Source organism: Streptomyces sp. NTH33, assembly GCF_003236365.1.
Classification (GTDB): Bacteria; Actinomycetota; Actinomycetes; order Streptomycetales; family Streptomycetaceae; genus Streptomyces.
In genome coordinates this window covers 1-12,781 of the sequence record NZ_POTZ01000181.1, presented here as the reverse complement: position 1 = coordinate 12,781, position 12,781 = coordinate 1, and the positions used below count along the sequence as shown (strand labels likewise).

General features: G+C 73.6%; 11 protein-coding genes. 10 read left to right on the top strand and 1 reads right to left on the bottom strand.

Annotated elements, in window-relative coordinates:
* The first annotated feature begins 199 nt into the window (after positions 1–199).
* The 10 genes from C1I97_RS18525 (at position 200) to C1I97_RS18480 (ending at position 11,794) form a co-directional block, all read left to right on the top strand.
* Positions 200–874 (top strand): class I SAM-dependent methyltransferase, encoded by a 675-nt coding sequence (locus C1I97_RS18525; protein WP_111004325.1) that lies wholly within the window; start codon positions 200–202, stop codon positions 872–874.
* A 169-nt stretch (positions 875–1,043) separates the two neighbouring features.
* On the top strand, positions 1,044–1,883 hold the full coding sequence (locus tag C1I97_RS18520; RefSeq protein WP_111004324.1) for an ABC transporter ATP-binding protein: 840 nt from the start codon (positions 1,044–1,046) through the stop codon (positions 1,881–1,883).
* Positions 1,884–1,887: 4 nt separating this feature from the next.
* Complete coding sequence (locus tag C1I97_RS18515; RefSeq protein WP_111004323.1) at positions 1,888–4,455, top strand: ABC transporter permease; 2,568 nt, start codon at positions 1,888–1,890, stop codon at positions 4,453–4,455.
* Between the two features lie 86 nt (positions 4,456–4,541).
* Complete coding sequence (locus C1I97_RS18510) at positions 4,542–4,967, top strand: GNAT family N-acetyltransferase (protein WP_111004322.1); 426 nt, start codon at positions 4,542–4,544, stop codon at positions 4,965–4,967.
* A gap of 149 nt (positions 4,968–5,116) precedes the next feature.
* Positions 5,117–6,508: a hemolysin family protein gene (locus C1I97_RS18505; protein ID WP_111004321.1), complete on the top strand. Its 1,392-nt coding sequence runs from the start codon at positions 5,117–5,119 to the stop codon at positions 6,506–6,508.
* On the top strand, positions 6,505–7,518 hold the full coding sequence (locus C1I97_RS18500; protein ID WP_111004320.1) for a hemolysin family protein: 1,014 nt from the start codon (positions 6,505–6,507) through the stop codon (positions 7,516–7,518). Before C1I97_RS18505 ends, C1I97_RS18500 begins: the two co-directional genes overlap by 4 nt.
* 78 nt (positions 7,519–7,596) lie before the next feature.
* Positions 7,597–8,403 carry an SGNH/GDSL hydrolase family protein gene (locus tag C1I97_RS18495; RefSeq protein ID WP_111004319.1) on the top strand — a complete coding sequence of 269 codons (807 nt, stop codon included), beginning with the start codon at positions 7,597–7,599 and terminating at the stop codon, positions 8,401–8,403.
* Positions 8,404–8,532: 129 nt separating this feature from the next.
* Complete coding sequence (gene purB, locus C1I97_RS18490) at positions 8,533–9,975, top strand: adenylosuccinate lyase (RefSeq protein WP_111004318.1); 1,443 nt, start codon at positions 8,533–8,535, stop codon at positions 9,973–9,975.
* Positions 9,972–10,520: a G/U mismatch-specific DNA glycosylase gene (gene mug / locus C1I97_RS18485; RefSeq protein WP_111004326.1), complete on the top strand. Its 549-nt coding sequence runs from the start codon at positions 9,972–9,974 to the stop codon at positions 10,518–10,520. Before purB ends, mug begins: the two co-directional genes overlap by 4 nt.
* A gap of 116 nt (positions 10,521–10,636) precedes the next feature.
* Positions 10,637–11,794, top strand: coding sequence for an ROK family transcriptional regulator (locus C1I97_RS18480; RefSeq protein WP_111004317.1), 1,158 nt, complete (start codon positions 10,637–10,639; stop codon positions 11,792–11,794).
* A 16-nt stretch (positions 11,795–11,810) separates the two neighbouring features.
* On the opposite strand, the gene C1I97_RS18475 is transcribed toward C1I97_RS18480, so the two are convergent.
* Complete coding sequence (locus tag C1I97_RS18475) at positions 11,811–12,572, bottom strand: GntR family transcriptional regulator (RefSeq protein WP_111004316.1); 762 nt, start codon at positions 12,570–12,572, stop codon at positions 11,811–11,813.
* Positions 12,573–12,781 lie beyond the last annotated feature (209 nt).

Below are 12,781 nucleotides of genomic sequence, written 5' to 3'. Positions count from 1 at the left end.
CCCCCCGCCTGAACGGCGGTTGGGACGCGGAGGCCTTCACGGCGCGGGAGGCACCGGCACCGTTCGCGTAGTCGGCGGGCGGGCCCGTGCCGAGCCCCGCGGCTCACCGCAGGGCCACGACGGCGTCCGGCACGCGTGTGCGTGCCGTGGGCCCGCAGGGGGGACACTCCCGGTAGACCCGTCCGTCCGGGAGGTTGCCATGGTGTCGCGGTCCGCGCGGGACGCCGTCCGTCATCCGGTGTTCGCCCGTTACTACGCCCGGGCCAGCGTGGCCGCGGAGAGCAGAATGGGCATGGCCGGGGTGCGCCGGCGGCTGCTGGGCGGGCTGTCCGGGCGGGTGATCGAGATCGGCGCGGGGAACGGGCTGAACTTCGCGCACTATCCGGGCGCCGTCGCGGAGGTCGTCGCGATCGAGCCGGAGCGGCTGCTGCGGCGGCGGGCCGTGGAGGCCGCCCTGCGCTGCGGGGTCCCGGTCGACGTGGTGCCGGGCTGCGCGGAGGCGCTGCCGGTGAAGAGCGAGGCGTTCGACGCCGTGGTGTTCTCGCTGGTGCTGTGCAGCGTGCGCGACCTGCCGCGTGCGCTCGCCGAGGCGCGGCGGGTGCTGCGGCCGGGCGGCGAGGTGCGGTTCCTCGAGCACGGCAGGGGCGGCGGCCGGGCGATGACCCTCACCCAGCGCGCCCTGGACCGCACGGTGTGGCCGCTGCTGGCCGGCGGCTGCCATCTGGCCCGCGACCCGGTCGCCGCCCTGCGGGACGCCGGCTTCGAGCTCGGCCCCTACCGCCGGATGCTGTTGCCGGAGAGGGGTCCGGCTCTGCCCACCTCGTACTGCGCGCTGGGTACCGCCTGGCGTCCGGTCTCCGCCGAGCGCGGCTGACCGGGCGGAGGGTGCCCCTTCCACCTGTACCCGGGACCCGGCCTGCGGGGGAGCCCGTGCTCGGCCCGACGGGGGATACCGGCTGTGGGCCCGCTCACACTACGCTCGGCGGGGAACAAAACAGTCATGAGCCGGGACGTATCGGGCGAAGCCCTCCAGGGAGGCCGTCGTGTCCACTGCTGCTGCGGCGCCGGGCCGGGCGTCGGCCGACGGGATCGCGGCCCGCGCCCGTGGGCTGACCAAGGCGTACGGGTCGGGTGAGACCGCCGTGCTCGCGCTGGACTCGGTGGACGTCGACATCGCGCGCGGCCGTTTCACGGCGGTCATGGGCCCCTCCGGCTCCGGCAAGTCCACGCTCATGCACTGCCTGGCGGGCCTCGACACCGTCTCGGCCGGCCGGGTCTGGATCGGCGACACCGAGATCACGGGGCTGAAGGACCGCGAGCTGACCCGGCTGCGGCGGGACCGGATCGGCTTCATGTTCCAGTCGTTCAACCTCGTCCCCACCCTCGACGCGCTGGAGAACATCACCCTCCCCATGGACATCGCCGGCCGGAAGCCCGACGAGCGGTGGCTGGACGAGGTCATCGACACGCTGGGGCTGAGGGACCGGCTCACGCACCGGCCGTCCGAGCTCTCCGGCGGCCAGCAGCAGCGCGTGGCCTGCGCACGGGCCCTGGCCGCCCGGCCCGAGCTGATCTTCGCCGACGAACCGACCGGCAACCTCGACTCCCGGGCCGGCCTGGAGGTGCTCGGCTTCCTGCGCCACGCCGTCGACAGCCTCGGGCAGACCGTCGTCATGGTGACCCACGACCCTGGTGCCGCCGCCCACTCCGACCTGGTCCTCTACCTCGCCGACGGGCGGATCGTGGACGAGATGGAGCACCCGACCGCGGAGGCGGTGCTCGAGCGCATGCGCCTGTTCGCCGGGGGCGGCCCTCGGACTCCCGGCCTGGAGGTGGTCCGCGACGGATTCGGCGGGGACGGCATCACCGTCGAGGAGGCCTGAGCCCGTGCTCAGGGCGACCCTGCGCAGCTTCCTCGCCCACAAGGGGCGGCTGCTGCTCTCCGCCCTGGCCGTCCTCCTGTCCGTGGCCTTCGTCACGGGCAGCCTGATCTTCTCCGACACCGTCGCCCGCACCTACGACCGGCTCTTCGCCTCCACCTCCGCCGATGTGACGGTGGGCCCCCGGCAGGACCTGAGGTCCGCCGTGCCCACCGGCGTGGTGCGGACGGTGCCCGCCTCTCTCGCCCGGCGGGTGGCCAAGATCGACGGCGTGGCCGCGGCCCACGTGGACGTGGCCGTCCAGAACGCCGTGGTCGTCAACAGCCGCGGTCGACCGGTCGGCCCGACCACCGACGCCCCCACCACCGTCCGCAACTGGGAGGTCACCGACCACAGCCCGGTCCGGCTGACCTCCGGTCACGCCCCGCACGGCGACGGCGAGGTCGTGCTGGACGCCGACACGGCCCGGCACACGGACGTGCGGATCGGCGACACGCTGACCGTGCACGCACAGCCGGGCACCTTCCGGGTGCGCGTCGTCGGCATCGCCACGTTCACCACCACCAACCCGGGCGCCGCCCTGCTCCTCCTGGACACGCCGACCGCGCAGACCAGGCTGCTCGGCTCCGCGGACCGTGCGACGAGCATCTCGGTCGACGCGGCCAGGGGCGTGACCGACGCCCGGCTCAAGCACCGTGTCGGCCAGGCGGTCGGCACCGGCGCCTACGACCTGAAAACCGCCGGCGAGCAGGCCAAGTCGGCCGCCGCGAGCCTCGGCGGATTCCTCAGGATCATCAAGTACGTGATGCTCGGATTCGCCGCGATCGCGGTCCTCGTCGGTGTCTTCCTGATCGTCAACACCTTCGCCATGCTGATCGCCCAGCGCACCCGTGAGCTGGGCCTGCTGCGCGCCCTGGGCGCCGACCGGCGGCAGGTGCGCCGCTCGGTGCTCACCGAGGCGGTGCTGCTCGGCCTGTTCGGCTCCACGCTGGGCCTGGCGGCCGGGATCGGCATGGCGGCCGGACTGATCCGGCTCCTGAGCTCCTTCGGCATGAACCTGAGGACCGCGGAGATGGCCATCGGCTGGGTCACGCCCGTCGCCGCGTACGTCGTGGGCGTCGGCGTCACCTTCGTGGCGGCCTATCTCCCGGCCCGCCGCGCGGCGGCCGTGTCTCCCATGGCGGCCCTGACGGACACCGAGGTCGCCGGTACGGGGCGGCCGCTGCGGGTGCGCGCGGTGGCGGGCACGCTGGTGGGGGCGGCCGGCGTGGCCGCGCTCGCGGGCTGCGCCGCCGCGCAGCGCACCGCGACCGCCGTCGCGTTGCTGGGCGCCGGCGTCGTCCTCACCCTGGTCGCGACCGTCATCGCGGGACCGCTGCTGGTGCGCCCGCTGATCCGGGTGCTGGGCGGGGCCTTCCCGGCGCTGTTCGGCGCCATCGGGCGGATGAGCCAGCGCAACGCGCTGCGCAACCCGCGCCGCACCGGTGCCACCGCGGCCGCCCTGATGGTGGGCCTCGCCCTGGTCGGCGGGATGTCGGTGGCCAGCGCCTCCATGACCCGGTCCATCGACCGCCAGATCGAGAAGACGCTCGGTGCCGACTTCGTCGTGCAGAATCGCAACTTCCAGCCGTTCCAGCCGGAGGTCACGGCCAAGGTCCGTGCCACGCCCGGCGTCGGCACCGTCGTACGACAGCGGTTCGCGGCGGTCGCGGTGGCGCTGCCGGACGGCAGGCGCGTGCAGACCACCGCCTCCGGATACGACCGGCGGCTGGACTCCGTGGCCCACATCAACTACGTCCGCGGCGACACGGCGACGGCGCTCGCCGACGGGCACATCGCCATGGACGCCGGCTTCGCCGCGAAGCACGGAGTGCTGCCCGGCAGCGTGCTGCCCGTCGAGTTCCAGGGCGGACGGCGGGCGCGGCTGACCGTGGGCGCGCTGACCGACCAGGACGCGGCCGAGGGGTTCGGCATCGAGGGCGGCGTGTACTTCGGCATCGGCACCGTGGAGAAGTACGTGCCCGGCACCCCGGACGCGGCGCTGTACGTGAACGCGGCCCCGGGCACGGGCGCCGGCCGGTTGCGCGCCCACCTGGAGAAGGCCCTGGCCGCGTACCCCAACGTGCAGGTGCGCGACCAGGCGGACTACAAGAAGCTGGTCCACGACCAGATCGCGGTGCTGCTCTACCTCGTGTACGCGCTGCTCGGGCTCGCCATCGTCATCGCCGTGCTCGGCGTGGTCAACACCCTCGCCCTGTCGGTGGTGGAGCGGACCCGGGAGATCGGTCTGCTGCGGGCCATCGGGCTGGCCCGGCGCCAGCTGCGGCGGATGATCCGGCTGGAGTCGGTGGTGATCGCGGTCTTCGGCGCGGTCCTCGGTCTGGCGCTGGGGCTGGTGTGGGGCGTGTGCACTCAGCGGGTGCTGGCCCTGCAGGGGATCACGACGCTGGCGATCCCCTGGAGCACGATCGCCGCGGTGGTGGTCGGCTCGGCGGTCGTGGGCGTCGCGGCGGCCCTGCTGCCCGCGCTGCGCGCCTCCCGCATGAACGTGCTGGCGGCCATCGCGCACGAGTGAGGGAGGCCCTGCGGGGCGCGGGGCCGGCAGTGTCCGGATGCTGGAATTCCGCCCCGCACGCGGCCATGCGTTGCTCTGATCACTACATGACCGATCTGCGCATACGGCCGGCGACCGCCGACGACCTCGACACCGTGCTGGCCTTCTGGAAGACGTCCGCGGAGGGCACGAGCATCAGCGACGACCGGGAGGGGGTGGCGCGGCTGGTCGCCCGCGACCCGGAGGCGCTGCTGCTGGCGGAGACGGACGGCGAGCTGGCCGGGACGGTGATCGCGGGCTTCGACGGCTGGCGCTGCCACCTGTACCGGCTGGCCGTGCACCCGGACCGGCGGCGGCAGGGCATCGGCTCGGCCCTGCTGGCGGCGGCCGAGGAGCGGTTCGTACGGCTCGGCGGGCGGCGCGGCGACGCCATGGTGCTCACCCGCAACGAGAGCGCGCACCACGCCTGGCGCACGGCGGGCTACGCGCCCGAGGAGCACTGGCGGCGCTGGGTGAAGCCCCTCGCGGACTGACCCCGACCCTTCTTTGCCCATCCTTTACTCTTGGGGGATCACTCGGTTCTACATGAAAGGTGTGAGCGTCCGCCCATGGGCGAGCCTCCTCGCGCGCGACATGGCGCGCCCGTCCCCGTCCTGTCCGACCATGGGACGGGGGTGACCCGATGACCGAAGTGCTCCTGCTGCTGGTCGCGGTGGCGCTCTGCCTCGCCTGCGGTGCCTTCGTCGCCGCCGAGTTCTCGCTGACCACCGTCGACCGCAAAGCCCTGGAGCGGGCCGCCGAGCGCGGCGAGCGCGGCGCGGCGGGCGCTCTGCGGGCCGTACGGAACCTGACGTTCCAGCTCTCCGGGGCGCAGCTCGGCATCACCGTCACCAACCTGGTGGTCGGCATGCTCGCCGAGCCGTCGATCGCCCGGCTCCTGGCGGGCCCGCTCCAGGCGCTCGGCGTCTCCCGGTCCGCCGCGACCTCGGTGGCGCTGGTCCTGGGCACGGCCCTGTCCACGGTGTTCCTGATGGTGGTGGGCGAGCTGGTGCCCAAGAACTGGGCGATCTCCTCACCGCTGGCGGTGGCCCGGCGGGTGGGCAACCCGCAGCGCCTGTTCAGCTCCGCCTTCCGGCCCTTCATCACCCACCTGAACAACTCGGCGAACCGTGTGGTGCGCCGGCTCGGGGTGGAGCCCGCCGAGGAGCTCGCCTCCGCGCGCGGCCCCCAGGAGCTCGCCGCCCTGGCCCGGCACTCCGCCAGGGAGGGCGCCCTGGAGGCGGACACCGCCGAGCTGTTCGTGCGGACGCTCAACCTCGCCGACCTGACCGCGGAGAACGTGATGACCCCCCGCGTCCAGGTCGTCGCCCTCGACGCCCAGGCGACCTGCGAGGACGTGGCGAACGCGACCCGGGCGACCGGGCTGTCCCGCTTCCCCGTCTACCGCGGCGGCCTCGACTCGGTCGTCGGCACCGCCCACGTCAAGGACGTGCTGGCGGTGCCCGCCGAGCGCCGCACACGCGTGCGTGTCTCCGAGATCATGCGCGAGCCGCTGCTGGTCCCCGAGTCGCTGACCGTCGACCGGCTGCTGGACCGGCTGTCCGGCACGCGCACGATGGCGGTCGTCATCGACGAGTACGGCGGCACCGCGGGGGTGGCGACGCTGGAGGACATCGTCGAGGAGGTCGTCGGCGAGGTGCGCGACGAGCACGACCCGCACGAGACGCCCGACCTCGCCCCGGCCGGGGCCGACGAGGAGGGACGCGGCCTGTACTCGGCGGACGGCTCCGCGCGCATGGACCAGCTCGCCCGGGTGGGGCTGCGGGTGCCGGAGGGGCCGTACGAGACGCTCGCCGGCCTCGTCGCCACCGAGCTCGGCCGGATTCCCGAGGCGGGCGACATCCTGCAGGTCGCCGGCTGGCGGCTGGACGTGGTGGACGCGAGCGGACGCCGGGCCGCGCGCGTGCTGCTGCACGCGCCGCTGGACGACGAACAGAGCGGGGAGCGGAGCGGGGAACACGCGCGGCGGGCCGGACAGCCGCAGGCGCACGACGGGAAGAGGGCCGACCGGTGACCGCCGTACAGATCCTGATCGGTCTGGCGACCCTGGTCGTCAACGCCTTCTTCGTGGGCGCCGAGTTCGCGCTGATCTCGGTGCGCCGCAGTCAGGTCGAGCCGTACGCCGAGGAGGGCGACCGGCGCGCCAGGAGCGTGCTGTGGGGCCTGGAGCACGTGTCCGCTCTGCTGGCGGCCGCTCAGCTCGGCATCACCCTGTGCACGCTGGTCCTCGGTGTGGTCGCCGAGCCCGCGATCGCGCATCTGCTGGAGCCGGTGTTCCACGCGGTGGGCATGCCCTCGAGCGCGGGCCACGCGGTGTCGTTCGTGATCGCGCTGACCCTGGCGACGTATCTGCACATGCTGCTCGGCGAGATGGTGCCCAAGAACATCGCGCTCGCGGAGCCGGTGCGCAGCGCGCTGCTGCTCGGCCCGCCGCTGGTCGCGCTCTCCCGGGCGCTGCGCCCGGTGATCTTCACCGTGAACACGTTCGCGAACACCCTGCTCAAACTGTTGCGGGTGGAGACCAAGGACGAGGTCTCGGCGACCTTCACGGACACGGAGCTGGCCGAGATCGTCAAGGACGCCACCGCGGCCGGCCTCATCGACGACCGGGCGCAGGAGCGGCTGCACGACGCGCTGGAGCTCGGCAGCCGGCCGGTGCGCGACGTGGTGCTTCCGCTGGAACGCGTGGTGTACGCGAGCCTGGGCGTCACGCCGGAGCAGCTGGAGCGGCTGTCGGTCGAGTCCGGCTTCTCCCGCTTCCCCGTGGTCGACGAGGGACGCCGGATCGTCGGCTACCTGCATGTGAAGGACGCCCTGGACGCCTCGCCGCACGGCGTGCCGTTCCGGCTGCGGGACATGCGTCCCATCGCGCGGGTCCGGGAGGGAACGCCGCTGGACGACGTGCTCACCGCGATGCGGGGCAGCCGTACGCACCTGGCGGCGGTGCTGGGGGCGGACGGACGGCTGGCGGGCCTGGTGACGATGGAGGACGTGCTGCGGGAGCTGTTCGGCCAGCAGGTGTGAGCGGGACGCCGGGGCGCCCGGGAACCGACCGACCGCATGGTATGGCGAGTGGCACGCCGGGATACCATCGCTCACGCCATGCAGAAGAATCCCGCATACTCCAGCCTGGTCGCGGTCGGCGACTCCTTCACCGAGGGCATGTCGGACCTGCGGCCCGACGGTTCCTACCGGGGCTGGGCCGACCTCCTCGCCGCCCGGATGGCCGCCCGCACGCCCGGTTTCCGGTACGCCAACCTCGCCGTGCGGGGCAAGCTCATCGGGCAGATCGTCGACGAGCAGGTGGAGGCGGCGGCGGCCATGCGGGCCGACGTGGTGACGCTGGTGGGCGGCCTGAACGACACGCTGCGGCCGAAGTGCGACATGGGCAGGGTGAAGGGTCTGCTGACCGAGGCGGTGGAGCGGCTGGCGCCGTCGTGCGAGCGGCTCGTGCTGATGCGCAGCCCCGGCCGGCAGGGTCCCGTCCTGGAGCGCTTCCGGCCGCGCATGGAGGAGCTGTTCGCCTGTGTCGACGAGCTCGCCGCGCGGCACGGCGCGCTCGTCGTCGACCTGTACGGGGCGCCGTCGCTGGGCGACCCGCGGCTGTGGGACGTGGACCGGCTGCACCTGACGGCGGAGGGCCACCGCCGAATCGCGGAGGCGGTGTGGCAGGCGCTCGGCCATGAGCCCGAGGACCCCGAGTGGCGTACGCCGATGCCGGCGAGCGTGCCACCGGGCTGGCTCACCCGCCGGGCCGCGGACGTCCGCTTCGCCCGGCAGCACCTGCTGCCCTGGATGGGCCGGCGGCTGACCGGCCGCTCCTCCGGCGACGGCCGCCCGCCGAAGCGGCCCGAGCTGCTGCCCTACGAGGGCCTCGCCCAGCCGTCGGCCGACGCGGAGCTCTCGTAGTTCCTCGTAGTCCCTCGCGGTCTCTCTCGCTCTCTCGCGGTTTCTTGCGGTCTCTCGCGGTCTCTCGTAGTTTCCGACGAACACCCCCGCGGCGCCGGCCTGCACGAACCGCCAGTAGACTCTGCACACGTGACTTCAGCGCCCGCCAAGCCCCGCATCCCGAACGTCCTCGCCGGACGCTACGCCTCCGCCGAGCTCGCCACGCTCTGGTCGCCCGAGCAGAAGGTGAGGCTGGAGCGGCAGCTCTGGCTCGCCGTGCTGCGCGCCCAGAAGGACCTCGGCATCGAGGTCCCGGGCGAGGCGATCGCCGACTACGAGCGGGTCCTCGACCAGGTGGACCTGGCCTCGATCGCGGAGCGCGAGAAGGTCACGCGGCACGACGTGAAGGCGCGGATCGAGGAGTTCAACGACCTCGCCGGGCACGAGCACGTGCACAAGGGCATGACCTCCCGCGACCTGACGGAGAACGTCGAGCAGCTGCAGATCCGGCTGTCGCTGGAGCTGATGCGGGACCGCACGGTGGCCGTCCTGGCCCGGCTGGGCAGGCTGGCCGCCGAGTACGGCGAACTGGTCATGGCCGGCCGCTCGCACAACGTCGCCGCTCAGGCCACCACCCTCGGCAAGCGTTTCGCGACCGCGGCGGACGAGCTGCTGGTGGCCCACGGGCGGGTCGAGGAGCTGCTGGGCCGCTACCCGCTGCGCGGCATCAAGGGCCCGGTCGGCACGGCCCAGGACATGCTGGACCTGCTCGGCGGCGACGCGGCCAAGCTCGCGGAGCTGGAGCGGCGCATCGCCCACCACCTCGGTTTCTCGCGGGCGTTCACCTCGGTCGGCCAGGTCTACCCGCGGTCGCTGGACTACGAGGTCGTCACCGCGCTGGTGCAGCTGGCGGCGGCGCCCTCCTCGCTGGCGAAGACGATCCGGCTGATGGCCGGGCACGAGCTGGTCACCGAGGGCTTCAAGCCGGGCCAGGTCGGCTCCTCGGCGATGCCGCACAAGATGAACACCCGCTCCTGCGAGCGCGTCAACGGCCTGATGGTGATCCTGCGCGGCTACGCCTCGATGACCGGCGAGCTGGCCGGCGACCAGTGGAACGAGGGCGACGTGTCCTGCTCGGTGGTGCGCCGGGTCGCGCTGCCGGACGCGTTCTTCGCGCTGGACGGCCTGCTGGAGACGTTCCTGACGGTGCTCGACGAGTTCGGCGCCTTCCCCGCGGTGATCGCCCGCGAACTGGACCGCTACCTTCCGTTCCTGGCCACGACCAAGGTGCTCATGGGTGCGGTGCGGGCCGGGGTCGGCCGCGAGGTCGCCCACGAGGCGATCAAGGAGAACGCCGTCGCCACCGCGCTGGCGATGCGCGAGCAGGGTGCCGAGCGCAACGACCTGCTCGACAAGCTCGCCGCCGACGAGCGCCTTCCACTCGACCGCGCGCGGCTGGAGGAGCTCATGGCGGACAAGCTGTCCTTCACCGGAGCGGCGGCCGACCAGGTCGGCGTGGTCGTGGGCCGGATCGAAGAAATCGTCAAGCAGCACCCTCAGGCCGCGGCCTACACCCCGGGGGCGATCCTCTGACCCGCTTCACCCCGGCGGAACTGGAGGCCGCCCGCGACCGTCCGGTGCCGGACGTCGTCGCGGACGGTCTTCGCGTGCTGTTCTGCGGGATCAACCCCGGTCTGATGTCGGCCGCGACCGGCCACCACTTCGCCCGGCCGGGCAACCGGTTCTGGCCGGTGCTGCACCGGTCGGGGTTCACCCCGAGGCTGCTGAAGCCGTCGGAGCAGGGCGAGTTGCTGTCGTACGGGCTGGGCATCACGAACGTCGTGGCGCGGCCGACGGCCCGGGCCGAGGAGCTGACGCCCGAGGAGTACCGCGAGGGCGGGCGTCTGCTGGCGCTGAAGGTGGCACGGCTGCGGCCGGGGTGGCTGGCCGTGGTCGGCGTCACCGCGTACCGCGCGGCGTTCGGCGACCGCAAGGCCCAAGTGGGGCCGCAGGAACGGACGATCGGTGACACGCGCGTGTGGGTGCTGCCCAATCCGAGCGGGCTGAACGCGCACTGGACGGCCGGGACGATGGCGGAGGAGTTCGCACGGCTGAGGGCGGCCGCGCAGGCGCCGTAGCCGCTCACGGAGGGTCCGTGCCGGTGACGACCATCGGCAGCCGGAACGGCACTCGCCGCCCCGGCCCGGTTTGAGTACGATCCGCCCAACACGCGCACGAGCGGGGAGGACGGACGGTGGGGTGGCTGACCGGCGGGGATCCCTCGCTGCTGCGAAGGATCAACTCCGCGGTGGTGCTGCACGCGCTGCGTGCCACGGACTGTGCGACGCTCACGGAGATCACCCGGGTGACCGGGCTGTCCCGGCCGACGGTCGAGGGCGTCGTGGAGGACCTCATCGCGGCGGGACTGGTCGTCGAGAAGGCGGCCGAGGAGGGTGCCGCCCGGCGACAGGGGCGGCCCGCACGGCGGTTCCGGTTCCGGGCCGAGGCCGGACACCTGCTGGGTCTGGAGATCGGCGCGCACCGGGTGGCCGCGCTGCTGGCGGACCTGGACGGCCGCGTGGTGGGCGCCCAGGCCAAGGACGTGGAGGAGAAGGCCGAGGCGGACGAGCGACTCGAGCGGCTGCGCGGCGCGGTCGCCGAACTGCTGCGCCGGACCGCCGTCCCGCGCAGCTCGCTGCGGGCCGTCGGGGTCGGCACGCCCGGCATCGTGGAAGCGGACGGCACCGTGCGGCTGGGCACCGCGCTGCCCGGGTGGACGGGCCTGCGTCTGGGCGAACGGCTCAGCCGTTCCTTCAAGTGCCCGGTGCTCGTGGAGAACGACGCGAACGCCGCGGCGGTCGCCGAGCACTGGAAGGGAGCGGCCACCGAGTCCGACGACGTGGTCTTCGTGCTGGCGGGGCTGAGTCCGGGCGCCGGCTCGCTGATCGGCGGACGGCTGCACCGCGGGTACGGCGGGGCCGCCGGCGAGATCGGCGCGCTGCACCTGCTGGGCCGGGGGGAGACGCCCGAGACGCTGCTGTCCACCACGGACCAGCCGCTGCACCCCCTGGACGAGCAGGCGGTGGCCGAGGTCTTCGCGCTGGCCCGCGAGGGCCACCGGCGGGCCCGCGCGGCCGTGGACCGCTTCATCCAGCGGCTCGTCCACGACGTGGCGGCGCTCGTGCTGGCCCTGGACCCCGAACTGGTCGTCGTCGGCGGCTGGGCGGCCGGTCTGGACGGCGTACTGGAGCCGCTGCGGCGCGAGCTGGCCCGCTACTGCCTGCGGCCGCCCCGGGTGACCCTCTCGGTGCTCGGCGAGGCGGCCGTGGCGACGGGCGCGCTGCGGCTGGCCCTCGACCACGTCGAAGAGCAGCTGTTCGCGGTGGAGGGCACGGTGACGGCCCGCCGCTGAGAGCGGTGCCGGGGCGTTACGAGGCCTGGCGCTCCGGTCCGTGGTGGATCTCCATGCCGCCCGGGTCCCCGAAGGTCAGCCGGCAGGTGTCCGCGCGGTAGGTGGCGACGGAGATCGCGGCGGTCCGCCCCTGGGCGACGAAGCGGGTGGTGACGACGAGGACGGGCGCGCCCGGCAGCCGGTCGAGCTCCTTGGCGTCGTCCGCGCGGGCCGAGCCCAGCTCGACGGAGCGTTCCTGGCCCTCCAGCTCGAGGCGCTGCAGCTCGCGCAGTACGGCACGCGCGCGTGCGGGTCCGGACGGTGCGTCGATCGCGGTCAGGTCGGGTACGGACGCGGCCGGAACGTAGAGCAGTTCGGCGGCGACCTGCTGGCCGTGGCTCGTCCGCGACCGGCGCACGATGTGCACGGCCTCCTCGCGGCCGCTCTCCAGGGCGTCGGCGATCGCGGTGGGCGGGACCGCGTGCGCGCAGTCCACGCTCTGCCAGGCGTCACCGGCCGTCCCGGGCCAGTCGTGCTGCTCGGTGCCGACGGCCACGCCCACGCGTGGGGGCGCGACGGTCGTGCCGACACCGCGGCGGCGCTGCAGCCGTCCTTCCAGCTCCAGCTGTTCCAGGGCCTGACGGAGCGTGGCGCGGGCCACGCCGAAGCGGGCGGCGAGCTCCCGCTCGTTGGGCAGGATCTCGCCCACCGAGAACTCGGAGTCCAGTGCCTCACTGAGCACGGTCCTGAGATGCCAGTACTTCGGCTCCGGCACCGACTCCAGCTGCGTGGTCCCCACCCTGTCCTCCGCGATCGCTGTGGTCCGCCGACGTTTTGGCGCCCTTGTTTATTAAAGGTTGTTGCACTTATCTGCGACCATAGGGCGGCCCCCACCCTTGGTCAAGACCAATCATCGATCCCTTGGACGCCGCACGGGCGCGTGTCGAACGGCGTTCACCAGACGTTCGCGCCGGGGGTGGGCGTGGTGTCATGGCAAAGCCCCCGTGG